The organism is Streptomyces sp. NPDC086989, from assembly GCF_044745505.1.
GTDB lineage: Bacteria > Actinomycetota > Actinomycetes > Streptomycetales > Streptomycetaceae > Streptomyces.
Window position 1 is genome coordinate 420,464 of sequence record NZ_JBIVAL010000008.1, and the last position, 22,155, is coordinate 442,618.

Annotated in this window: 21 protein-coding genes; 12 read left to right on the plus strand and 9 right to left on the minus strand. The window is 68.8% G+C overall.

The features are described from left to right. Nucleotides 1-963: 963 nt before the first annotated feature. Nucleotides 964-1,425 carry a MarR family winged helix-turn-helix transcriptional regulator gene (locus ACIPK4_RS22225; protein WP_402315132.1) on the minus strand — a complete coding sequence of 154 codons (462 nt, stop codon included), beginning with the start codon at nucleotides 1,423-1,425 and terminating at the stop codon, nucleotides 964-966. 101 nt (nucleotides 1,426-1,526) lie between these two features. On the opposite strand from ACIPK4_RS22225, the gene ACIPK4_RS22230 reads away from it, so the two are divergent. The 3 genes from ACIPK4_RS22230 to ACIPK4_RS22240 all read left to right on the plus strand — a co-directional run bounded on the left by ACIPK4_RS22230 (nucleotide 1,527) and on the right by ACIPK4_RS22240 (nucleotide 4,052). Beyond that, entirely contained in the window at nucleotides 1,527-2,477 is a 951-nt protein-coding gene (locus ACIPK4_RS22230) for a zinc-binding alcohol dehydrogenase family protein (RefSeq protein WP_402315134.1), read from the plus strand. A 230-nt stretch (nucleotides 2,478-2,707) separates the two neighbouring features. Then, the gene (locus tag ACIPK4_RS22235; protein ID WP_402315135.1) at nucleotides 2,708-3,046 is read left to right on the plus strand and encodes a hypothetical protein; all 339 of its coding nucleotides are present in this window, start codon (nucleotides 2,708-2,710) and stop codon (nucleotides 3,044-3,046) included. 76 nt (nucleotides 3,047-3,122) lie between these two features. Next, nucleotides 3,123-4,052, plus strand: a complete 930-nt coding sequence (locus ACIPK4_RS22240; protein WP_402315137.1) for a phenylalanine 4-monooxygenase — start codon at nucleotides 3,123-3,125, stop codon at nucleotides 4,050-4,052. 185 nt (nucleotides 4,053-4,237) lie between these two features. Here the strand turns inward: ACIPK4_RS22240 and ACIPK4_RS22245 are convergent, their stop codons facing one another. Continuing rightward, nucleotides 4,238-5,122: a LysR family transcriptional regulator gene (locus tag ACIPK4_RS22245; RefSeq protein ID WP_402315139.1), complete on the minus strand. Its 885-nt coding sequence runs from the start codon at nucleotides 5,120-5,122 to the stop codon at nucleotides 4,238-4,240. A gap of 122 nt (nucleotides 5,123-5,244) precedes the next feature. On the opposite strand from ACIPK4_RS22245, the gene ACIPK4_RS22250 reads away from it, so the two are divergent. Next, complete coding sequence (locus ACIPK4_RS22250; RefSeq protein ID WP_402315141.1) at nucleotides 5,245-6,243, plus strand: NADP-dependent oxidoreductase; 999 nt, start codon at nucleotides 5,245-5,247, stop codon at nucleotides 6,241-6,243. Between the two features lie 86 nt (nucleotides 6,244-6,329). Here the strand turns inward: ACIPK4_RS22250 and ACIPK4_RS22255 are convergent, their stop codons facing one another. Beyond that, nucleotides 6,330-7,238 carry a LysR family transcriptional regulator gene (locus ACIPK4_RS22255; RefSeq protein WP_402315143.1) on the minus strand — a complete coding sequence of 303 codons (909 nt, stop codon included), beginning with the start codon at nucleotides 7,236-7,238 and terminating at the stop codon, nucleotides 6,330-6,332. 183 nt (nucleotides 7,239-7,421) lie between these two features. On the opposite strand from ACIPK4_RS22255, the gene ACIPK4_RS22260 reads away from it, so the two are divergent. Then, the gene (locus ACIPK4_RS22260) at nucleotides 7,422-8,192 is read left to right on the plus strand and encodes an inositol monophosphatase family protein (protein WP_402315212.1); all 771 of its coding nucleotides are present in this window, start codon (nucleotides 7,422-7,424) and stop codon (nucleotides 8,190-8,192) included. Between the two features lie 41 nt (nucleotides 8,193-8,233). Next, nucleotides 8,234-8,830: an NADPH-dependent F420 reductase gene (locus ACIPK4_RS22265; RefSeq protein WP_402315145.1), complete on the plus strand. Its 597-nt coding sequence runs from the start codon at nucleotides 8,234-8,236 to the stop codon at nucleotides 8,828-8,830. A gap of 566 nt (nucleotides 8,831-9,396) precedes the next feature. On the opposite strand, the gene ACIPK4_RS22270 is transcribed toward ACIPK4_RS22265, so the two are convergent. Both ACIPK4_RS22270 and ACIPK4_RS22275 read right to left on the minus strand, forming a co-directional pair. Next, nucleotides 9,397-9,744 (minus strand): VOC family protein, encoded by a 348-nt coding sequence (locus ACIPK4_RS22270; protein ID WP_132919482.1) that lies wholly within the window; start codon nucleotides 9,742-9,744, stop codon nucleotides 9,397-9,399. A 119-nt stretch (nucleotides 9,745-9,863) separates the two neighbouring features. Next, nucleotides 9,864-10,265 carry a VOC family protein gene (locus ACIPK4_RS22275; protein ID WP_402315147.1) on the minus strand — a complete coding sequence of 134 codons (402 nt, stop codon included), beginning with the start codon at nucleotides 10,263-10,265 and terminating at the stop codon, nucleotides 9,864-9,866. 523 nt (nucleotides 10,266-10,788) lie between these two features. Here ACIPK4_RS22275 and ACIPK4_RS22280 point away from each other — a divergent pair. From ACIPK4_RS22280 to ACIPK4_RS22290, 3 genes are all read left to right on the plus strand, one after another. Beyond that, nucleotides 10,789-11,664, plus strand: coding sequence for a sigma-70 family RNA polymerase sigma factor (locus tag ACIPK4_RS22280; protein ID WP_402315149.1), 876 nt, complete (start codon nucleotides 10,789-10,791; stop codon nucleotides 11,662-11,664). Between the two features lie 132 nt (nucleotides 11,665-11,796). Further along, nucleotides 11,797-12,768 carry an IS630 family transposase gene (locus tag ACIPK4_RS22285; RefSeq protein ID WP_402315150.1) on the plus strand — a complete coding sequence of 324 codons (972 nt, stop codon included), beginning with the start codon at nucleotides 11,797-11,799 and terminating at the stop codon, nucleotides 12,766-12,768. 138 nt (nucleotides 12,769-12,906) lie between these two features. Continuing rightward, a complete protein-coding gene (locus ACIPK4_RS22290; RefSeq protein WP_402315152.1) occupies nucleotides 12,907-13,164 on the plus strand; it encodes a hypothetical protein in 258 nt (85 codons plus the stop codon). A gap of 133 nt (nucleotides 13,165-13,297) precedes the next feature. On the opposite strand, the gene ACIPK4_RS22295 is transcribed toward ACIPK4_RS22290, so the two are convergent. Further along, a complete protein-coding gene (locus ACIPK4_RS22295) occupies nucleotides 13,298-13,705 on the minus strand; it encodes a PPOX class F420-dependent oxidoreductase (RefSeq protein ID WP_402315154.1) in 408 nt (135 codons plus the stop codon). A 689-nt stretch (nucleotides 13,706-14,394) separates the two neighbouring features. On the opposite strand from ACIPK4_RS22295, the gene ACIPK4_RS22300 reads away from it, so the two are divergent. Continuing rightward, nucleotides 14,395-14,877: a hypothetical protein gene (locus tag ACIPK4_RS22300; protein ID WP_402315156.1), complete on the plus strand. Its 483-nt coding sequence runs from the start codon at nucleotides 14,395-14,397 to the stop codon at nucleotides 14,875-14,877. A 1,802-nt stretch (nucleotides 14,878-16,679) separates the two neighbouring features. Here ACIPK4_RS22300 and ACIPK4_RS22305 read toward each other — a convergent pair. The 3 genes from ACIPK4_RS22305 to ACIPK4_RS22315 all read right to left on the minus strand — a co-directional run bounded on the left by ACIPK4_RS22305 (nucleotide 16,680) and on the right by ACIPK4_RS22315 (nucleotide 18,657). Next, nucleotides 16,680-17,144, minus strand: coding sequence for a hypothetical protein (locus tag ACIPK4_RS22305; protein WP_402315158.1), 465 nt, complete (start codon nucleotides 17,142-17,144; stop codon nucleotides 16,680-16,682). Nucleotides 17,145-17,639: 495 nt separating this feature from the next. Then, the gene (locus tag ACIPK4_RS22310) at nucleotides 17,640-17,927 is read right to left on the minus strand and encodes a hypothetical protein (RefSeq protein ID WP_402315214.1); all 288 of its coding nucleotides are present in this window, start codon (nucleotides 17,925-17,927) and stop codon (nucleotides 17,640-17,642) included. 550 nt (nucleotides 17,928-18,477) lie between these two features. Continuing rightward, on the minus strand, nucleotides 18,478-18,657 hold the full coding sequence (locus ACIPK4_RS22315) for a hypothetical protein (RefSeq protein ID WP_402315160.1): 180 nt from the start codon (nucleotides 18,655-18,657) through the stop codon (nucleotides 18,478-18,480). Between the two features lie 183 nt (nucleotides 18,658-18,840). On the opposite strand from ACIPK4_RS22315, the gene ACIPK4_RS22320 reads away from it, so the two are divergent. Together ACIPK4_RS22320 and ACIPK4_RS22325 are read left to right on the plus strand one after the other, a co-directional pair. Beyond that, nucleotides 18,841-20,361, plus strand: coding sequence for an APC family permease (locus ACIPK4_RS22320; protein ID WP_402315162.1), 1,521 nt, complete (start codon nucleotides 18,841-18,843; stop codon nucleotides 20,359-20,361). A gap of 15 nt (nucleotides 20,362-20,376) precedes the next feature. Continuing rightward, the gene (locus ACIPK4_RS22325) at nucleotides 20,377-22,014 is read left to right on the plus strand and encodes a flavin monoamine oxidase family protein (protein ID WP_402315163.1); all 1,638 of its coding nucleotides are present in this window, start codon (nucleotides 20,377-20,379) and stop codon (nucleotides 22,012-22,014) included. Nucleotides 22,015-22,155: the final 141 nt, after the last annotated feature.

Consider the following 22,155-nt stretch of genomic DNA (forward strand, 5'->3'; position numbering starts at 1 on the left):
CACCTCCTGAGAGTCGGTGCCTACGTGGTGCTCCGGAAGCGTCAATGACGACTGTGACCGGCACGGTGTCGCCCACCCATGCCGTTCCAGGCGGTCCGGCGCTGCCCTGAGGGTTCGAGCACCATCGTCCGTGCCGATCCGTGGGATCACCATCCGGAATCCTCTGCACGGCCTAACGCCGCCTGCGCGATGTCGAGTCCGCGAGGGGTGCCCTACCGCTGTGGCTGAGCAATACGTCGGCCGGCATGACGTGCCGGTGCGCCCTGCGCATCGATTCCCGGAGGCGGCGAAGGAGGTGGCTGCGACCCGCATGGGTGTTTCGAGGGCCGGCAGGCAGGACGGCAGCACCGAAGCTGATGCTCAGCACACCGGCTGGGCTGCAGACGAGATCCAGACCGGCGCGCCGCTGATGACGGATCCCGGTTCCGCTCCGTCGTGCCACTGGTCGCCTGGACCATGGTCGCGACGATCGAGCTCCTCGCCCACGTCGAAGCCCTGTGGAAGGACGGTGTTCTCCAGCTCCGGCCGGAAGACTTCGACGCGCGCGCCGCCCTGAGGCCGACGGTGCGCGAAGAGCCTGCTCAGGTGTTCTTCGCTCCCGTCGGGAGGGAGCCGCCATCAGGTTCGACGACCTCACTGCCCGTGGGGTGGCTCCCGCTGGGCAAGGACCGAAGGACGGCGGGGGCTGGCGCGGGACAGGGTGCACGGCGCTCTACGCCCAGCGCATCCCGGGCGGGGGAGCTGTTCCACCCTCGCCGGGGACAGGCTCGCGGCGCGGCTGCGCTCATCCCGAGCCGGGCTCCGAGCCGGAGTTCCTGTTCCTCCTGGCGGGACCGGACCGTCCCCAGCCGAATGGCCGTCCGTGCCGCGCTGTGAGCGCGGCAGAGCAAGCAGGCATCGGAGGAAGGCTGACCGGGGCAGGGCGTGCGGACGGGCTTCCGTGTGTCCCGGGGGGGGCGAGGCTCAGGTAGCGGGCGGGGCCGTAGTGGGGCGGGTCTGCTGGACGAGGACGGCGGTGGCGTGTTCCAGGAGTTCGCAGAGCATCGCGTGTTCGGAGGGGGTGAACGCGTCGGTGAGTGCGCGCTCCAGGACGGTCACCTCCTGGTAGGCGCGGTCGAGGAGCGCCCGGCCCCCGTCGGTCAGGGTGGCGATCTGTACCTTGGCGTGTACCGGGGACGTTTCGCGGCGGATGAGTTCCTTCGTCCCCATGTTGGTGAGCACGCTGCTCATGCTCTGCTGCGTCACCCCGCAGGAACGGGCCAGCTGGGCTCCGGACATCCCGCCTTCGCGGGAGAGGGCCAGCAGCACGGTGTATTGCGTCATGGTCAGTCCATAGGCGCGCAGCACCGCCTCGTGGTGTGCCATCAACGCCTGGTCCGCCCGCTTGATCCGCGTGCAGAGGAACTCCTCGGCCTGGGCTTCCATCACGCACTCCCACTCATTGACAGGTTCATGGGTTGACTCAGGAACCTTATATACGTACCGTCTCCGACTGTAAGGATACTGAGTCAACGCAAGGGGCTGTGATGATGAAGGCCGTTCTCCTCGACACCGAGGACCACTACCGCGTCGCCGAACTCCACGAGCCCGCCCCCGGCCCCGGCGAGGTGGCGATCCGCGTCGCCTACGCCGGGATTCAGTGGGGCGACACCATGGTCCGCGACGGCCACTTCCCCGTACCGCGGCCCTTCGTCCCGGGGTTCGAGGCATCCGGGCACATCGCGGCGGTCGGCGAGGGCGTAGACGCACTCCGAGTCGGTCAGGCCGTCACCGCGCTGACCACCTCAGGCGCCTACGCCGAGGTGGTCCTGGCACCGGCCGCCCTCACGTTCGGGATCGGCAGCGTGCCCCTGAGGGCAGCCGCAGGTCTTGGGTGGGGCGCACCGACCGCCTACGACCTGATCAACACCATCGCGCGCGTACGGCCCGGCGAAAGCGTGCTGATCCACGCCGCCGCCGGCTCAGTCGGCACCTTCGCCGCCCAGTTCGCCCGACTGGCCGGAGCGGGTCGGATCGTCGGTGTGGTCGGCACTGCCGACAGGGCCCACTACGCCGCGCAGTTCGGGTACGACCGGCTCCTGCTCCGCAAGGAGTTCCCGACCAAGCTCGGCGACGAGAAGCCGGACGTCATCCTCGACCCGGTCGGTGGCTCGACCCGCACGACCAGCCTCGAGCTGCTCGCTGCACACGGCCGACTCGTGGCATATGGCAACCTCGCCACGTACGAGCCCGTCCTCCCCAACGCCAACGACCTTCTCGCGCACGGCGCGTCACTCCTGACCTACAACAGCAACCTGCTCGGCCGGACCCACCCCGAACGCCTCGCCGACAGCGCCCGCCGCGCACTCGCCCTCGTCGCGGAGGGCAAGGTGCGGGTGGACATCACCGCCGAATACGAGCTGGCGGACGTGGCCACCGCCGTCCAGCGGCTCGCTGAGGGCACCACCCACGGCAAGAGCATCCTCCGCGTGGCCTGACCGAATGCCGGTACGCCGACCACGAGGTACCCCTTCGCTCCGTCAGGCCGGACCCTTCCTCCCGGCCCGGTGCGCAGTCGGAGGCTCGTGCAAGTCAGGGGGCAGGGCGACGAGAGGGTCCACACGGGCGGGACCCGGGCGGTTGGAGCAACCGCGGCCGAATCCCGCCACGGACCCGGGACACGCCACGGACACCCCACACGCCCTGCCCGGCCCTCTACAGTGCGGCTGTGGATGATCACGAGAGGGACCTCCTGGACGCGGTGCGCACCGCTCTCACCGAAGCAGGGTTCGACCCTGGGAGCGAGAGCGGCAGTGGGAGCGGTGAGGGCGTGCATCTGGTCCGCCACGCCCGGGGCGTGATGGTGGGCTGGCTGCCCGAAGAGATCGACGATTTGCACGCCCGCACCAGCGGTGCGCACACGCAGGGCGAGGACGGTACGGGGCTGGCCGGGCTGCACCACGCCACCGGTCTCGCCCTGGACGCCGCGCTCCGTACCGCAGGCTTCACCACCGAAACCCTCGACGACCACATCCTCGTACTGCTCCCGCCCCCGCCACCCGCGTGAAAGCCCCGCCGCAGCCCCGGTCGCTGTGCTCTTCACCCAGCACCGGCGGTCCACGATGCAGTTCATGATCGATCGGATGAGTCTGACCCCTCTGGACGCGGACGGCACCACGTTCGGCTGCGCCGGGGAACATCCCGGTTTCGCAGACCCGGCCTACGTGCGCCGCAGGAACCTGATCGCCGAACGGGCGGAGGGCCACCCCGTGGGCGAGCCCTCACCCGAGGTGCACTACACCGACGCCGAGCATGCCACCTGGCGCGCCGCGCACGGTGCACTGCTGCGCGCGCAGGACCGCTGGGCCTGCCGGGAAGTTCTGGGAGCCCGGGACGTCGCGCCGATTCCGGCCGGCGGTGTCCCGCAGCACGAGGAGGTCTCCAACCGGCTGCAGGCCCTGACAGGATTCCGTTTCACCCTGGCGGGCGGGATCGTTGCAAACAAGCGTTTCCTGGGCGCGATGGCCAAGGGGTATTTCCATGCCGTGCAGTACGTACGGCATCCAGCGATGCCGCTGTACACGCCGGAGCCGGACGTCCTGCACGATGTGTTCGGGCACGGTATCCATCTCGCCGATCCGTTCTTCGCCGACCTGTACCGCACGGTGGGCCGGGCCGCGGCCCGGGTGGAGACGGCCGACGCGCTGGATCTGATCAGCCGCGTGTACTGGTTCACCCTCGAGTACGGCACCGTCCTCGAGCAGCGGCGGCCCAGAGCGTACGGGGCGGCCCTGCTGTCGTCCTACGGCGAGCTCGGGCGCTTCGCCCGGGCCGACCTGCGGCCGTTCGACCTCGCCGAGCTGGTCCGGATGCCGTACCAGGTCGCCGGCTACCAGCCCCTCCTCTTCACCGTCCAATCCCTGGCCCACCTCGCCGACCTGCTCCACGGGCTCCTCGACGACTTCGACGAGTCCACGCGCGATCGCTACCGCCTGCCCGTCCTGTCCGAGCGCGGCTATATGGGCCGTCCCCACCCACCACGCAGCGGGCCATCGTCGAGGGCTGCAAACTGACCGACTACGTTGACGCCTGATGAACCGGTGCCCGGCTCCGGGCAGGCGCTCCGCTGAGACCCTCACGGGAACCGGCAGGCTGCCGCGGGCGGGGGAGTGGCCGGTGGTCCGGTCCACGAAGGTGGAGAGACGAACACGGCGCGTGTGAACACCGCTCGGGGCAGTTCGGTGCCCAGCGCGACCGGTCAGGCTGCTGGGGCGGTCAGGGCGGTCAGGGCGGCCTTGGCCGCCGATCGGAGATTGCTGATCATCGGATTCGGGTCGCCCTTGCGGCTGACCAGGACGACCTGGCTGGGGGGAGCGCCCTTGACCGGGACGGTGACGAGGTCGGGGCGCAGTGAGCTCCGCCGGTCGCCGACGGGTAGCACGGCGATGGCTCTGCCGCTCGCGACGAGTTCTAGCTTGTCCTCGTAGCTCTCGATCGGCGGCACGTCGGCCCCGAGGATCCGGTAGGAAGCCCAGTCCGCGGTCTCGAACGCGCAGTGCGCCGCCTCCTCGCCGGCCAGTTCTTCTGCGGTCACCGACGTGCGGTTGGCCAAGGGGTGGCCGCGCGGGACCACGAGCATCCGGGGCTCCTCGTACAGCGGGGTGGTGAACACATCGTCGGTGGCGAGCGGCAGCGGGGCCCGCGCGATCAGGGCGTCGACGCGCTTGTCGGACAGCGCTCCGGTGTCGCGGCAACTCAGGTACCGGGTGGCGATCTCGGCGTCCGGGTAACGGCGGCGCAGTTCCCGTACGGCGTCAGTGATCACCAGGTCTTCAACGTAGCCGATGGCGATTCGTTCGGTCTCGGCCTGTTCACGCACGGCCAGCTCGGCCTGGCGGGCGGACTGCAGCAGGGCGTGGGCGTGCGGGAGGAACCTCTGGCCGGCCGGAGTGAGCCGGGTGCCCTGGGGTACGCGGTCCAGCAGTCGTGTGCCGAGATGCTTCTCCAGCCGCTGGATCTGGCGGCTCAGCGCCGGCTGGGCCACGTGCAAGTCGGCGGCGGCGCGGCCGAAGTGCTGGTGTGCCGCCACCACGGTGAAGTAGCGCACCAGCCGCAGTTCCAGGTCGTGTCCGAGATCGTTCACCCTTCCAGCGTAGGCGTCATGCCGTTTCGGAATGCTCAGGTTGCCGAACCGGTCTTGGACGGCCATGCCGTCCTGGGCCTTGACTGAAGGAGCAACGTTTCCTCTAGAGAGCGACAGACGCGATGAAGGCGATTCAGTTCCACGAAGCGGGCGGGCCGGAAGTTTTGCAGTACGACGAGGTGCCGGTTCCCGAGATCGGCCCGGGCGAAGTGCTCGTCCGGGTGCACGCGGCGGGAATCAACCCGCCGGACTGGTACCTGCGTGAGGGGATGAAGGTCATGCCGGCCGAGGTGAGGCCGACGCTGGAGTTCCCCCTGATCCCCGGAACGGACGTGTCGGGCGTGGTCCAGGCGGTCGCTCCGGACGTGCTTGGGTTCGCCGTCGGTGACGAGGTCTTCGGCATGCTCCGGTTCCCCGGATTCGACGGCCGGACATACGCCGAGTACGTGGCCGCGCCGGCTTCGGACCTGGCTCACAAGCCGGTCGGTATCGACCACGTGCAGGCGGCCGGGGCTCCGATGGCCGTGCTCACGGCCTGGCAGTACCTGATCGACCTCGGCCACGACGTGCCGTCTCCTTTCACCGGCCAGGTGCACAAGCCGGTGCCGATTACGCCTGGTATGACGGTGCTGGTCAACGGGGCGGCCGGTGGAGTCGGCCACTTCGCGGTGCAGCTGGCGAAATGGAAGGGTGCGCATGTGATCGCGGTGGCCTCGGGCCGGCACGAGGAGTTCCTGCGCAAGCTCGGCGTCGATGAGTTCATCGACTACACCAGGACGCAGGCCGCGGACGTGGTCAGCGGTGTCGACCTGGTGATCGACACCGTCGGCGGCCCGGAGAGCTCACGCTTCCTGAGCGTGCTCAAGCGCGGCGGCACCATGCTTCCGGTGTTCTTCGCCCAGTACGACCCCGAGGAGACGGCCAGGCTGGACATCACGGTCTCGAACATCCAAGTGCGTTCCAACGGCCCCCAGCTCGCCGAGATCGGGCGCCTGTTCGACGAGGGCAAGCTTCGGGTGGGGGTGGACAGCACCTACCCGCTGCCCGAGGCGGGCAGCGCCCACACGCGAGCCGCGCAGGGCCACCTCCTAGGCAAGATCGTGCTGACGGTGGTCTCGTGATCGCCGAACTCCAGCAGGGAGCGGCCGGCCGTGCGGCATCGAGGTGGTCGCGCGGACGTTTGGGTGAACCGGCCGGATGTCGCGACCTACGACGACGCTCCGCACACGGCCAGCGCGTCTCGCGCCAGCCCGCGCAGCCAGGCGTGAGCGTGGTCGGTTTCGTAGCGCTGATGCCACGACAGGTATATCGGTGCCGAAGGCAGTTCGAGCGGCAGCGGGAGTACTGCCAGGCCGAGGTCGGCGACCGCTGACCGTGTGGTGGCTTCGGGGACGCTGATCACCAGATCGGAGCATCGCGCGAACTCCAGCGCTGCCGCTTCCGTGGGCGCGGCCGCCACCACGCGGCGGGTGAGGCCGTGCAGTGCGAGGGCGTCGTCGAGGGCACTGCTGAGGTTTCCACGTCGCGAGACGGTGACGTGCTCAGCGGAGGCGTACTGCTTCGCCGTGACGGTCCTGACGCGGGTGAGGGGGTGCCCCTGCCTCACGACGATGACGAGGCGGGTCTCGCCCACGTTCTCGGCACGGACGTCCGGTGCGCTCGGGCGATTGGCGTTCGCCTCCAGGTCGACCTCGCCGCGCCGCAACTCGTGTGTGTCGTTGCTCGATTCCGCCACGAAGCGCAATCGCACGCCCGGCGCCTGTCCGCGCACGGCCGAGAGCAGTGTGGGCCCGCTCAAGGCGACGAGGGAATCATGCCAGCGGAGTGTGAAGGTGCGCTCCAGCGTCGCCAGATCGAGTTCACGGCTCGGTGCCAGCACCCCCTGGACCTGGTGCAACAGCTCGTGCACCTGTGCCCGGACGGCGATCGCATACGGCGTCGGGGTCATCGTGCGGCCGGTGCGCACCAGAATCTGGTCCCCGGTCGTGCGCCGGATCCGGCCCAGACTCCGGCTCATCGCGGGGGCGGTGACATGCAGGCGCGCGGCCGCCCCGGCCACACTGCCCTCCTCCAGGAGCGCGTCGAGCGCGGCGAGCAGATTCAAATCCAATTGCATGGGAGTAATTCTAGCCGTGCTTCACATGCATTTGAAGTTAATTAAAGGGCTGGATACCTTCGAGATGAGAGAGCGAGACGGAACGCACAGCCTGGTCCGACCGGCTTCAACCACCCTTCCTCACACGGGAGTACCTCCATGTCCGCAATACCTTAGAACACGGCCGCCGCCTCCGACGCAGACCTGCTCGCCCAGACGGTCATCGCCGTCCGCGTGGCCGGTTCGGCGCTGCGCGAGCGCTTCGGCGAGGTGGTCCGCCACCAGACCCGCGAAGAGCTGATGCTCGCGCTCGCCGCCAACGACGACACGGCCCTCGCCATCCTGCGCCCCCGCCTCACAGCACTGCGCCCGGATGCCGGCTGGGTGGAGGACGAACTCGACGGCGGGGCGTTGCCGCCCGGCGAATGGTGGGTCGTGGACCCGGCCGAAGGCAACGTCAACCACCTGCATGCTCTGCCGGACTGGGCGGTGACCGCCACCCTCGTGCGGGAGAACCGGCCGGTGCTCGCCGTGGTCCACCTGCCGTTGACCGGCGAGACCTACACCGCGCTCGCCGGAGCGGGCGCCCACCTCGACGGCCGGCCCCTGCATGTCTCCCGGACCGCGGACCTCGGCCTGAGCATCGTCGCCACCAGCCAGGCCCGGCCGGACGAGGACGAGAAGGTCGTGCGGCGCGTCGGGGCCTCGATCACCGCGATGCTCTTCGACGCGCTCGTCGTCCGCACCTCCGTGCCTGCGACCCTGCACCTGGCGAACGTGGCCGCCGGACGGACCGACGCCTTCTGGCAGTTCGCCGGCGCCCGAGCCGACCTGCTGCCCGGGGCGCTGCTCGTCGCCGAGGCCGGCGGACGGATCTCCGACGCCGAGGGCCGCCCCTGGACCCCGCAGAGCGAGAGCTTCCTGGCTGCCGCGCCCGGTGTCCACTCCGAAGCCGTCACCACGCTCTCACGCTGACCGCGCACCACATCCTGCACGAACGGAAGGAATCGATCATCATGACCACGATCGCAGTTCTCGGAAACGGCCGCGTCGGCGGCAGCCTGGCCGCAGCCCTCACCCGGGCAGGGCACGAGGTGACCGGGGCGGACAGCACGCCGGGCGCTGCCGCCGACGCTGCCCGGACAGCCCGGATCATCATCAACGCCACCCCAGGAGCCGGCTCGCTGGACAGGCTCGTCGCCCTGCGCGAGGAACTGCGGGGCAAGATCCTCGTCGACGTCTCCAACGCCACCGTCGACGGCCCGGACGGCCTGCCCGCCCACCTGATCTACCCCGGCTCCAGCCTCGCGGAGCAACTCCAGGAAGCACTTCCCGAAACGCGCGTCGTCAAGACGCTCAACACCATGCTCTTCCCCGTGATGACCGCGCCGGCCACGCTCACCCAGGCGCCGACCGCGTTCCTCTCCGGCGAGGATCCACAGGCCAAGCAGACGGTGCGTGAACTGCTCGGCGACCTCGGCTGGCGGGCCGAGTGGATAAGCGACCTCGGCGGAATCAGGACCGCCCGCGCCACGGAGGCCGCAATCCTGTTCGTACCGCACGTGATCCGGTCCGGCGGATTCGCGCCCTTCGCGATCGCGCTTGCCCGCTGACCCGCACACTGCACCGCCGCCGGGGCGGCGTCCAGAACCACCCTCAACTGAGCCGGGCCCAAACGGCAAGCAAGGGGCCGCGGCGCGGCGCACGCGTGGTCGCGTCGATGGCCTGGACCGATGTGTCCGGGGCCGAGGGCCTGGCCATCGAGCCCCTCAGTTCGACGAGAACCAGGCCGAGGGCCGGCTGCGGGTTGTGGTGGAGGTGGCCGACCCGGAGCAGGTGCGCGCGGCCCTTCGTGGCCCGATGGGTGGTCGCCGTGGGGGAGTCGTGACTCCCTGAACGTGACTAGTGCTGCTCCGCGGAAGTTCGTGGAGGGGAGTTGATCACCAGGTGTCCTGCACACCTGGGGCTTCACGCTCTACCTCGCCAGCCGGGACGGCTACGCCGACACCTTCCTGCCCCAGCGGACTGCTGGCCTGCTCCCCAGAAGAAGCCCCGGACTGCGCTTGCGGGCTCTACCTCGATCACCGAACAACCCTCCACGAATTTCCGCAGACCAGTGCCGCCAACCCCGCCCATGAACGACAACGGCGCCGTCCCGAGCGGGAGGTTCTCGGCTCAGTCAGGGGCCGACGTATTCGAATACGCCCCCATGCGGGTGGCGCAGGACCGCTCGGTGACCGTTGGGCGTGGGCTGCGCCGGCATCACCACCGTGGCACCGGCTGCAACCCCTTCTTCGACGGCAGCGGTCAGATCTCCGACCGCCAGAGTGGCACTCACCCCGGCGACCTTCTGCACTGCCTCGTCCGGACCGCAGAACAGCAGGAAGGGCCCGACACTCGCCAGTTGCACACCGGCGAACTCGAAGCGGCTGGCCGTCCGATCCGTAAGCCGCTCGTAGAACGGGAGGGCTGCCTCCAGGTCGTCAACGCGCTGTCGTGCGATCACCGAGTCGATCTTTATCGGCATGCTGGAACCTCTTCAGGGTCGGTTCTGCGTTATATACAGTCATTGTCATCGATTCGAACGGGCCGTGGCCCGGCGCCGTCCGGCACCGGGCCACGGCCGAGCCTACGAACGGTCAGCCATCAACCGTGGCCTGCCCGGGGCCGCTCGCGCAGCGAGATGCGGTTGCCGTCCGGATCCACCGCCTCGATGCGGATGCCGAACCCGTAGTCCTCCGGCTCCGGCTGGTCGAAGGTCACACCGCGGTCGCGGAACACCTTGCAGTCCTCCCGCAGGTCGTCCGACTCAAGGAAGACCGGGCCGGGCGCGGCGCCGAGCAGTACCTCGGTCGGCTTCCCCGCGGCCGCGGCGCGCGCCCACAGGACGAGCTCAACCGGACTGCCGGGGACGCCCACGGTGAGAAATCGTCCGTCGGGATTAGGGAAGTCGATGCGCTTCTCCAGGCCGAGCTGCTCCGTGTAGAACTTCAGCGCGCGGTCCTGATCGGTCACGTAGAGCGTCACGTACATGACGTTGGTCAGCAATGTGTTGGTGTCCTTCCGTGAGGAAAAGTCAAGAGCTCTGGATGGGTGCCGGGTGTCGGGGGCGTCGTTCGTTCGCTCGCCAGTGCAGTGGTCGGCGGCGGCGTTCCCAGATCTCGTCGGTCACACTGGGAGCACCATTCCTGGATACGGGTGGCGGCCTCGGTCAGCGCGAGCGCCGCCCGATCCTCATCCATGAGGAAGCGCGTTTCGCGCCACGCGATGACGTCGCGCACCGCTCGCCAGCATCATCGGCCTTCTTCGCCAACGTGCTCAAAGCGAAAACGCAGGGGCTCCAGCCGCTGAGCCGGCCGGCGCGCGGGTGGACCAGCGGCAGCAGACGCTTGTCTGACGCGCCCGCCTGAATCACCTTGTCCGGCTGCGTCGCTGAGCGATTCCCGCGAACAGCTCGGGGCACCCCACACGTTGTCGGCGTGCTTTCATCGTCCTACTCCTTCATCGGTTACCAGCGCCCTTCCGGGCCCGTCATCACCCATGACGGAGCGGATCCGAGGAAGGTAACAACATGCCCGACACCAGCCCCACCGCCTCGATAGCCGAGGTATTCGAATCCCAGCGCGACCGGCTGCGCGCGGTCGCCTACCGCATGCTCGGATCACACGCCGACGCCGAGGACGTGGTCCAGGAGGCATGGCTGCGGCTCTCCCGCCAGGACACAGCGGCCATCCAGAACCTCGCCGGCTGGCTGACCACGGTCGTCGGCCGGATCAGCCTCGACGTCCTGCGATCACGCCAAGCCCATCCCGAGACGTCCCTGAACGACCGTCTGCCCGAGCGCATGGTCACGCTCGACGACAGTCCGGCCCCGGAAGAGGACGCGCTGCTCGCCGACTCGGTCGGGCTCGCGCTCCTCGTCGTCCTCGAATCACTGCGGCCGAACGAACGGCTGGCGTTCGTGCTGCACGACCTGTTCGCGGTGCCGTTCGAGGAGATCGGCAAGATCCTCGGCAAGTCCACCGACGCCGCCAAAATGCTCGCCAGCCGCGCCCGCAGGAGGGTGCAGGCGCCCAAGCAGCCGACAAACGTCGAACGGGGGCAACGCGAGGTGGTCCAGGCATTCCTGGCGGCAGCCCGCGACGGCGACTTCGAGGAGTTGCTGCGGGTGCTCCACCCTCAGGTGAGCCTGACCGTCGACACCCCCGCCGGCGTGGTCGTCACCCTCGGCGCCACCAAGGTCGCCGCCGGCGCGCAGCTGGCCGCCAGCGCAGCCCCACTGGGGCGAGCGGCGTTCGTCAACGGCCTGCCCGGAGTCATTTCCTGGGGCGAGGACGGCTCCCCGCTCTCGGTCCTCGCGTTCACCGTCGTCGATGGCCAGATCATCGGCATCACGGCCGTCGTCGACCCGGCCAAGCTCGCGCAGATGAACCTGCCCGCGCCATGATCACCGTCTGTCGGCGGGGTCGAGGGGCGGGAGCGGATGATGGGGGCGAGGGCGGTTGCGGCAGAGCTCACCGAACCGGTACGGGCACGCTTGGAGCGGCTGGCGGCGTCGGTAACCGGGCAGGTCCGACAGGTGCTGCGGGCAAGGATCGTGCTCGCAGCGGCGGACGGACTGGCCAACGGTGCCATCGCGCGGGAGCTGAAGGTCTGCGTGAACACGGTCCGCAAGTGGCGGGGCCGGTTCGCCGCCCGCGGACTGGCGGGCCTGGAGGATGCGAAGCGGTCGGGGCGGCCCAAGACCTACGGGCCTGAGGTACGCGTGGCGGTGGTGGCCGCCGCCACGAGCGCGCCGCCACACCCGGAGTCGACCTGGTCTCACCGGGCGATCTCCCAGTGGGTCGCCGGTACCGTCTTCGCGAAGATCTCCCCATCCCAAGTCGGGCGGGTCCTGGCCGATCTGGACCTCAAACCGCACCGGGTGCGACGCTGGCTGGCCCGTCGCGACACCCCCGACTTCTGGGACAGGGCCGCCGACGTCTGCCGCCTGTACCGCACCCCGCCCGCCGGAGCGGTGGTGCTGTCCATCGACGAGAAGACCGCGATCGCTGCCCGATCCCGCAAGTACTCCGCCAGGCCCGCCGCTCCCGGCACCCCCGTCCGCCAGGAGTTCGAGTATCTCCGGCATGGCACCGCCTCGCTCGTGGCCGCCCTCGACGTCACGACAGGCGAGGTGCTCACCGAGCCCATCGCCCGCAACAACGCCGTCACCTTCACCGCCTTCCTCGACCGATTGGACGCCGTGATCGGTCTGGGCAAGGAGATCCACGTAGTGCTCGACAACGGCTCCTCTCACACCGCCAAGCACACCAAGGCATGGTTCGCCGCTCATCCGCGCTGGCACGTGCACTGGACTCCGCCACACGCCTCCTGGCTCAACCAAGTCGAGCTTTTCTTCTCGGCGTTGACCCGCCGCGTGATCCGGCACGGCGACTTCGTCAGCCGCGATGACCTGATGAACAAGATCGACGACTACGTCGTCGGACACAACCAGACCGCCAGACCTTACCGCTGGACCTACGACGGCACCCCACTCAAGACGACGTGATCAACTCCCCTCCACGAACTTCCGCGGAGCAGCACTAGTCCGCAAGGCTGGCCTCCTCGCCTCCTCGCCTCCTCGACTACCGGGTGCGGTGACCGAAAACGTTTACCGGGTTTGACTGCGTGCTGGCAGGATCACGTTATGGATCTTTCCGAGGGTTTGACTGGCTGGACTGACTGGGACGGTGCCGCCTTCGAGGTGGGCCGCTCGTTGGGTATTTTCGGCGAGTCTGAGACGTTCACCAAGGTCAAGTGGGTGTTCTGGAGTGACAACCCGTTGGGAAACGCGCTTCACGAGGTGCTTCTCCAGCTGGCCGCTGCTGGAGTGCTGGAACGACGGGAGGAGCCGGACGAGCAGTTCTTGTGGTCTGGCTATGACGTTCAGACGGCTTCGACATAGCGGCGCCCGCCCCACCGGATGCCCTCGAGGCGGGCGCGCCTACCTCGCAGAGTTCGCCGCGGCCCGAGCCCTCGTCCAGGGCCCGCCCACCACCTGAAATCCCGCTGAACGGCCAACCAGCCCGCCGTGGGGTTCAGATGGAGCCGACAACCTTGCGCGCAGTGATGCGGATGACGACGCGCGCGCTGTCCTCCCCGGACGCAGGGTTGAAGTCCGCGTACTCCTTGCCGGTGTACTTGCGGGAGAGCTGGTCGATCAACTCCTGCCCGCCCTCGGTGGTGAGCTCCGCCGTCCCGCGGACCTCGGCGTAGGTGTAGGGGGCGTTGTGCGGGTTGATGAGCACGGACACGCGGGGGTCGCGACGCAGGTTGGCCTCCTTGCGACGTCCGACGGTGGTGGAGATGAGCAGGTCGTCGCCGTCTCGGGCGAGCCAGGTGACGGACACCTGTGGGCTGCCGTCAGGCTGGATCGTGGCGACGGAGGCGAAGACCGGCGTGTCGTCGATCAGTCTCTTGAGGTCCTCGGAGAGCGCACTCGGCATGGTCGGTTCCTTTCCTGGGGGCGTCCAGGACAGCTTGCGAAGACGACAGGACTCTGGGCAAACCGTGAACACGGGACTGCGGCCGGCTCGGCATGCGCCCGCGGCCCCGGATTTCCGCCGGGACGGCCGGACGCAGACCCCAGCGGGGACAGTCGAACGGCGCCGGCGATCTCACCCGTACGGGCCCACCCGGCTACTCGTTCCGTGTCGATCACGGCCAGGGCGTGCACCGCGGGGGTAGCCTCAATCCGGTCGGCGGTGTTCAACCGTTGCGGCCTGCTGGGGCGGCGGCCGGCGCACCCCGCGCCCCTCGGGGGAGACCCTGGCGGAACACTGCAGCCCGGATCGTCTTCGGCATCAACCGGCAATTGGCCGACACCTCGCTCGCGACCCAGGGCACCCTGAAGTGGCACCAGCCCTGAACCCGACCCCGCAGCCCGAGCCCCCTTCCGGGCGACGGGCACGGCCGACCAACGGAACAACTCAGCCGACGGCGAGACTGCGACGTTCGACCCACCTCGCCTGCCGGCCGACCGTGCCGACGGGGTTCCCCACCGGCGGCGGCGTCCTGGACGGGTACCCCGAATTCCTGTGACGAACCGGTGACGTCGACGCCGCCGTCCGCCTCTTCCTTCCTGGTAATTTGGAACACTCTTTCTAGCAATTCGTGCTCCACTGGGGGACTTCTCGTGCACAAGAACCTGCGCCACAGCCTCATCGCCACGGCCGGCATCGTGGCCGCCCTGGCCCTCACTGCCTGTGGCAGCGACTCCGGCAGCGACAAGACCGCCATCTCGAAGGACCCGAAGCCGGCTGCGACGCCGAGCAGTCCGTCAACCGCGCCCAGCTCCGGTGCCGATGCCAAGGGCGGCAGTGTGGAGGGCGGCTGGATCTCGATCGCGAACCCGTCGAAGCCCGTTGTCCTGACCGTCAAGGGCAAGACCGCCGTGGTCGTCGAGGGCGCCTCCGGCTTGACCTGCCAAGGCACCACCGACGGCAAGTCCTTCGACCTCAAGTGCCCGGCGGGCGCACTGCACGCCAAGGGCCAGGTCGTCTCAGCGGGCGCGGCCGAACTGAAGGTCACCTGGCAGGAAGTCGGCACCGAGACCTACCAGAAGAGCGAGCCGGGCAAGCTCCCCACGGGCCTCCCGACCACCCTCCCGAAGCCCTGACTCACCCCCGTACGGTCCCGTGCCGCGGGCAGTCGGGACCGTACGGTGGCAGTGTGCGGCCCGCAGGGGCGGCGGCGGGAGTTCCCGATGCCCGGTCGGCACGTGACCTACGCGGTCAGCGTCTTCGCCGCGGACCCCGCCTCGTCACCGGCTGGTGGCACACCCCACCGGCCGGGACACGCGCCGAGACCGGCGGCAACGTCCTCAGGGGCCGCCGCCAGGCCACGCCGTTCGCCTCCAGCTCGACACCCGTGCCCGGGCGGTTTTCGGCAGCGTCCGCGGCCCGATCGCTAATGGTGGCACGGCCGAGGATCTGTCCACCCCGGAGCGGCCAGTCCGGGTCCCTACGTCACGTCGCCTGAGGCACGGCCGGTTGGCCGCACCCAGGACCATTCTCGTCTTCGGGAACCATCACGAGGTGCCGTCCTTGCTGCTGCACGTGTTCGATGACGGTCAGATGCATGCGGTCCGCTTCGTCCCGGTCGCCGTGGCCATGGCGTAGGGCAGCGGCACTGGAACGAATCATCACTCGTGCGCGGAAGGAACGAGGCGAGCGTTCACGACGTGCTCCCCGGTCCTGGGCCGCGGCCGCGTCCAAGCAACGGCCGACGCCTTCGAGCAGGCCCGCCCGCGGCGCCGAGCGCCCGTGCCGGATGGCGTGCCCCGGTCTGGGTAGGGGTCCGACCTGGACACTGGGGGCCCGCACGGCGCCTGGGTCGGTGGCGCCGCGGTCATCCTCACGTTGCATCTTACGCTCGGGAAGGCGGTGGGCGCTGCCGCCGACTGGCACCGGGCGCAAGCCTCCGCGGGCAGGCGAAAAGTGTGTACGCCGCATCGTGGCTTGCCGACCGCCGCGCCCTTGACCAATGGACCGGCCTCAGCGCGTCCGGCCCCCGGCTAGCCGGGGGCCGTCAGGTACGCGTTGACCCGGTGACCGGGAACGGCGTGACCGCCACGCTCAGCACCCTCGCACTCGGGATGCGGTGCAAGGGGATGGCGAGCATGGTGGAAGAGAGGCATGTGCTGCCCTCCAGCTGGCCCGAGATGATGTCGCCCTGGGGCCTCGCTGGTTGTGGCGGTAGTCGGCGGATGCGCAGCCATCAGACATTGAGGGCGAGCGTGCCGGACAGCAACACCTGCCGCAACCTGCACCGCCTCCAGGTCACAACAGAGAAGAAGGTGCCACCGCCGCGGAGTACGGCGTACTCGGCGCACTGGTGAATCCCGCGTCAGAAGGCCCCGTCAACTTCACGTGGAACGCCAAGAGCCGCTCGACCGTCAGGCAAACTGACCCGAGCGGGCGCCGAGTGGGTCTAGTGCCACTTGAACTGGCAATGCGGGGTGGAGATTTCCCGGCGATGGCACCCCTGGTACTGAGGCTCAGGCCCCGACGAGCTCCAGCCGAGCAGACTTTGTCGTCGACTGCCTGAAAGGGCCGGCATCAATTGCTGTCCTTCCTGACCGGTTGGGTCATGGTGCAGTGTCGAGAGGAGAAGTCCGTGAAAGGCAAGATCGTAGCGAGTGTCGCCGTGATAGTCGCGCTAGGAGGCGGGATGGTTGGAGCCACCGTCACCTCAGCTTCGGCCGCTACCGCCCCGACGTGTCGGGTGAGCGGAACCACTCTGACGGGAGATGGCTTCGCTGCCAGTAAGACGTTCACTGTCTCGCCTGGCGGAAAGTCTGTGCGCTCCTCTTCTAACGGTCACATCGGACCGGTCACCGTTACGGGCCAGGGCCCGTTCTCCGTAGGTTCTGTGGTTTGCGTCGGCCCTGCAGCGTCCTCGGCACAGGCAGCCGCTGCTCTAAAGGCAGGAACGGCTGCAGCGCAGGCTGCGATTCGGAGAGGCGCCCCACCGCAGGTGGTGAAGGCGGAGGCCAGAGCAGCGACAGAAGCCGCGGGGAAGCGCCTCGGCATTGCGCAACCGGTCATCATCAATATCATCAACCAAATTAACCAGCAGCAGCAACAACAACAGCAACAACAGCAGCAGCAACAGCAACAACAACAGCAGCAGCAGCAGCAGCAGCAGCAGCAGCAGCAGCAGCAACAGCAACAGCAACAGCAGCAGCAGCAGCAGCAACAGCAGCAGCAACAACAGCAACAGCAGCAGAACCCGCAACAGCAACAGCAACAGCAACAGCAGCAGCAGCAACAGCAGCAACAGCAACAGCAGCAGCAGCAGCAGCAGCAGCAGCAACAGCAGCAGCAGCAGCAGCAGCAGCAGCAGCAACAGCAACAGCAACAGCAACAGCAACAGCAGCAGCAACAGCAGCCATAATCACTCGGCAGTTGGATGGCGGGGCGACATGGTTCTGCGGGTCGTGGCCTGTGCCTTATGACCGGTGGGAACGTGTGGCCCCGCCACTGCCTCCTCGACGTCGAGGACATCCGGCGCGTTGCCGGCTATGACCGTGGGGCTTGGACCGACGTGTCGATCTAAACGATCGGTTGCAGTGACACACATGCCAGCGGCGTCCGCAGGACTCGTCTGTGGCTGGCGCAAGCGCCCCTTCACGGGGCGTCGTCCATGTTCAGCACGTCCGTATCGCGGAGTTGCGTCCAGATCGGACCTTCGCGGCGGCTGCAAGCGATGCTCAGCTCGCTTTTTACGGCCTGGCCGGGTCTCATTCGATCACGGAACGCCGGGTCAGGGGCTCTTCAGCTCGGCTCCCGTAGCGCGCAGCAGATCAACGACTGCAGGGGCCCCCAACCCGTGGAGAGGGAGCGGGGCCTGCAGCGTTCGCTGCTGCACCGCCAGGGCTTACGCGCGCCACCGCTGGGGGCGCTCCTGGCATACGGTGACGGTCACTTGTGGCTGCTGCCTGCGGGAGCTTCGAGGAGGGAGGAGTCCCGCGTGCCCTTGCCGAGCCGGAAGGGCTCTGCGAACCGCCATGCCGTTCTCGCCGCTTACAAACATCAAGGAAGCGCCGTGGAGCCGCGCCCAGCGGTCGATATCCGGCGTCGCGCCGGCCTGGAACCGCAGTGGAATGTCCTGCGGCACATAGGAGCGGACGTCCTGGACCCCGGGGTAACGCAGCAGGCCTTCCAGGTGCGGGGCGGCACAGTGCGCGTACCCGAGCTTGGGAGTCGAGCTGGGGAGCCGAACTGGTAGAAGTACGTGTGAATGCCTGGAGCGACTGGTCGGTGCAGACGGGCAGCTGGGTGACCCGGTCCACCTGAGCGTAGAGCGCGTGGTCCGTCGCGTCCCTCGGCGGAGGGAGCACTAACACAGTCTGCGGCCGTTAGGACGGGGGTAGGACCAGTCGGCTCCACAACAGGTCCCGACCCACGGCCGTCAGGGGCTCCGCCGGATCACCCCCTGCCGCCACACCACGACTGCCTGTGGTGGCTCGGCGTAGCTGGTTCGGTGCGTCATCGAACGTATCGAAGCCACCGGGGTGGATACGTCCACACCACCGGGTTCGTGACGTACTAGGCGACCGGTTGGAAGCTGGCGACGGCCCCAGAGTGACGGTTCCGGCTCGTCTTGCCCCACACCGTGGGACGTGCATGCCAGGCGACCGCGCCCTGCTCGTCCAGTATGTCCGTCGGAGTAGCCGCCACGTCAATCACCATGGCGAAGGACCGGCTGTCGGTCGTCACATCGGTAAGCCGGTCGTCGCGTGCCACGTGCTGCGCCCGGTGTCCGGCTTCTGCGGCAGTCGGGTCTCCTGTCGCAGTACGACGCAGCCTTGGGCGTCGTGCTCGTAGCGGACTTCGCCAGCCCGGGTGATCGGCGTCCAGGTGTCCGCGCGCTCGTCGGTCGGCTCGGTGTCCATATGCCCGGCCGAGCCGACGCGACCTGGTTTCCGACGTCGTCGTAGGCGCACTCGGGTGCTGAGCGCCCGCCGCCAAGCCCGACAACCCGTCGCCCCGGCAAGGGAATTACCGGACTACTTGCCGATTGTGGGATAGGTCACGCGAGGAGAGAGTGAGCGCCCTCACGACAGGAACGAGGAGCCATGAGCACGGATACCAGCACCGGTGGCGGCGCACCCCAGGTCCAGCGGCTCAAAGCCAATTCGGTGGGGCTGGTGGGCGTCGTCTTCATGGCCGTCGCCACGGCCGCTCCGATCACGGCGATGACCGGCAACCTCCCCATCGCCGTCGGCTTCGGCAACGGGATCGGCGCTCCCGCCGGGTACCTCTTCGCGACTGCCGTCCTCACCGTCTTCGCCGTAGGTTACGTGGCCATGGCCAAGCGGATCACCGCGGCCGGTGCCTTCTACGGGTACATCTCGCACGGCCTCGGCCGGATCGCCGGCATGGCCTCCGGCATGCTCGCGGTCCTCGCGTACATCGTCTTCGAGGCCTCGATCGTGGGCGTGTTCTCCTACTTCACCAAGACCACCGTCCACGACCAGCTCGGCATCGACCTGCCCTGGATCGTGTACGCGATCGCCATGCTCGCCATCACCGCCGCTCTCGCGCACTTCGACATCAACCTCACCGCCAAGGCACTGGGCGCAATGCTCGTCGCCGAGATCGCCGTCCTCTTCGCCGTCGCCACCGCCGTACTGATCGCGGGCGGCGGTCCGGACGGGATCCCGCTCGAGCCCGTCAACCCGAAGAACGCCTTCACCGGAACCTCCGCCGGCCTCGGCCTGTTCTTCGCCTTCTGGTCCTGGGTCGGATTCGAATCCACCGCCATGTACGGGGAGGAGTCGCGCGACCCGAAGCGGGTCATCCCCAAGGCCACCCTGATCTCCGTCGTCGGCGTCGGCCTCTTCTACATCTACGTCTCGTGGATGACCATCGCCGGCAACGGACTCGCGGAGTCCGTGGAACTCTCCGCCTCCGCGAGCCCGCTCGACCTCTTCTTCGCGCCCACCCGGACCTTCATCGGCTCCTGGGCCGTGGACGCCTTCCAGTGGCTGCTCCTCACCGGCTCCTTTGCCTGCGGCATGGCCTTCCACCAGTGCGCCGCCCGCTACCTCTACGCCATCGGCCGCGAGGGCTTCCTCCACCCCGGCCTCGGTCGTACGCACGCCAGGCACGGCTCCCCGTACATCTCCTCCCTGGTGCAGACGGTCATCGCCACCACCCTGGTCGCGCTGTTCTGGCTGACCGGACAGGACCCGTACATCCACCTGTACACGCTGCTCGCGATCCTCGGCACGATGGCGATCCTCATCGTGCAGACCCTGTGCTCCTTCGCCGTGATCGGCTACTTCCGCAAGAACCACCCCGAGGACCGGCACTGGTTCCGCACCTTCACCGCCCCGCTGGTCGGCGGCGTCGCCATGGCCGCCGTGGTGGTCCTCCTACTGCTCAACATGAAGACGGCGGCCGGACTCGCCGCCGACTCCGTCTTCTTCACGCTGATCCCGTGGATCGTCGGCGTGGTGTTCTTCGGTGGCCTGGCACTGGGCCTGTGGCTCAAGTTCAAGGCCCCCGAGCGCTACGAGATCATCGGCCGTGTCGTCCTGGAAGACGCCGCCGAGCGCACCGACGAGCCCGCCCCCTCCGCCGCGACCGTCTGAGAAGGGACCACCGCCATGGCACGTACGCCCCTGATGCACGCGCTCCGACGGCTCGCCGCCGAACACGCTGCGGCCCGCCGGCTCGGCCTGCCCGTCGACGAGGTCCGCGGCTCCACCAGGCGACAGCTCATGGGACGGGCCGCCGCCCTCGGGCTGGGCACCGCCTTCGCCTCGGCGGCCGGGGCTTCCACGACCGCCCACGCCGTCGATGCCCTCCCCGTGAAGAAGCCCGTCACCCCCGCCCGGGTGGCCGTGGTCGGCGCCGGCATCTCGGGGCTGACCGCCGCCCTCACGCTCAAGGACGCGGGCGTCGACTGCACGCTGTACGAGGCCAATCCGAGCCGGGTCGGCGGCCGGATGTGGAGCCAGCGCTCCCTGTGGGCCTACGGCCAGACCTCCGAGATCGGCGGCGAACTGATCGACACCAGCCACAAGAAGATTCTGGAGCTGTGCCGCCGCTTCAACCTGCCGACCGAGGACTTCCTGGGCGGCGGGCCGAACGGTGCCGAGGAAGTCCTCTGGTTCAACGGCACCTACTACCCGCGCGCTCAGGCCGACGTGGACTTCAACGCCGTCTACCAGGCGTTGCACCGCGACCTCCAGAACGCCGGAGAGGTCTCCTGGAACTCGGCCACCCCGGCGGGTACCGCCCTCGACAACATGACCTTGTACGAGTGGATCGAGACCAGGATCCCCGGCGGCCACGGCTCGCAGCTCGGCCGCTTCATCGACGTGGCGTACAACGTCGAGTACGGGGCCGACACCGACCGGCAGTCCGCCCTCGCCCTCGTCCTGTTGATGGGCTACCAGCCGAACCCCGGCAACTTCAACGTCTGGGGCCTGTCCAACGAGCGGTACCACATCGTCGGCGGCAACGATCAGCTGCCGAACGCCATCGCCAACTCCCTTCCCGCAGGTTCACTCGTCATGGGCCGTGAACTGGTCGCCGTCCGCGTCGCGGCCGACGGCACCCAGACGCTGACCTTCAACGATGCCGGCGCCACCCGCACGGTCGTGGCCGACCACACGATCCTGTGCGTGCCGCTGCCGATCCTCCAGCGGATCGACATCACGGGTGCCGGCTTCGACCCACTGATGACGAACTTGCTGCGCGACGCCCGCATGGGCTACTGCACCAAGCTCAACATGCAGTTCACCAGCCGCCCCTGGCGCGGCACCGGCCCCTGGCCCGGAGTCTCCGCCGGGGACTGCTTCACCGACCTCGACGTCCAGCAGACCTGGGACACCACGAAGGTCCAGCCGGGCAGCGGGGGCATCCTGCTCCAGTACGGCGGGGGCACACTGGCCGGCTCGCTCACGCCGGGGAGCCCCTTCGCCACCGACTCCGACCCCTACGTACGCACCCTCGCGGGCCGGATGCTCACCGGGATCGACCGCTTCTTCCCGGGCACCAAGGCGGCCTGGACCGGGCGGGCCCAGCTGTCGGCCTGGCACCGCAATCCGTACTCGCTGGGCGCTTACTCGTACTGGCCGACGGGCTACCTGCACAAGTACGCGAAGTACGAAGGCACCGCGCAGGGCCGGATCCACATCGGCGGCGAGCACTGCAGCTACGACTTCCAAGGGTTCATGGAAGGCGGGGCCACCGAGGGGGAGCGGGCGGCGAAGGAGGTGATCACCGCCCTGAGCTGAGCCCTGCCGAGGCCTGGGCGTGGGCCGGTGAACAAGGAGACGGCGCTCGCGCCCCCGGGGGCGCGAGCGCCGGCCCCAGACGACCAGCCAGATCGGCGGGGGGGGGGGTTGATCGGGAGAGCGGCGGGGAGGGAAAGAGTG

Coding starts and splice junctions, on each gene's coding strand:
- ACIPK4_RS22225 (WP_402315132.1), bottom strand. CDS start 1,425: ATGGAAGCCCAGGCCGAGGAGTTCCTCTGCACGCGGATCAAGCGGGCG.
- ACIPK4_RS22230 (WP_402315134.1), top strand. CDS start 1,527: ATGATGAAGGCCGTTCTCCTCGACACCGAGGACCACTACCGCGTCGCC.
- ACIPK4_RS22240 (WP_402315137.1), top strand. CDS start 3,123: ATGAGTCTGACCCCTCTGGACGCGGACGGCACCACGTTCGGCTGCGCC.
- ACIPK4_RS22250 (WP_402315141.1), top strand. CDS start 5,245: ATGAAGGCGATTCAGTTCCACGAAGCGGGCGGGCCGGAAGTTTTGCAG.
- ACIPK4_RS22255 (WP_402315143.1), bottom strand. CDS start 7,238: ATGCAATTGGATTTGAATCTGCTCGCCGCGCTCGACGCGCTCCTGGAG.
- ACIPK4_RS22265 (WP_402315145.1), top strand. CDS start 8,234: ATGACCACGATCGCAGTTCTCGGAAACGGCCGCGTCGGCGGCAGCCTG.
- ACIPK4_RS22270 (WP_132919482.1), bottom strand. CDS start 9,744: ATGCCGATAAAGATCGACTCGGTGATCGCACGACAGCGCGTTGACGAC.
- ACIPK4_RS22280 (WP_402315149.1), top strand. CDS start 10,789: ATGCCCGACACCAGCCCCACCGCCTCGATAGCCGAGGTATTCGAATCC.
- ACIPK4_RS22290 (WP_402315152.1), top strand. CDS start 12,907: ATGGATCTTTCCGAGGGTTTGACTGGCTGGACTGACTGGGACGGTGCC.
- ACIPK4_RS22295 (WP_402315154.1), bottom strand. CDS start 13,705: ATGCCGAGTGCGCTCTCCGAGGACCTCAAGAGACTGATCGACGACACG.
- ACIPK4_RS22315 (WP_402315160.1), bottom strand. CDS start 18,657: ATGGACACCGAGCCGACCGACGAGCGCGCGGACACCTGGACGCCGATC.
- ACIPK4_RS22320 (WP_402315162.1), top strand. CDS start 18,841: ATGAGCACGGATACCAGCACCGGTGGCGGCGCACCCCAGGTCCAGCGG.
- ACIPK4_RS22325 (WP_402315163.1), top strand. CDS start 20,377: ATGGCACGTACGCCCCTGATGCACGCGCTCCGACGGCTCGCCGCCGAA.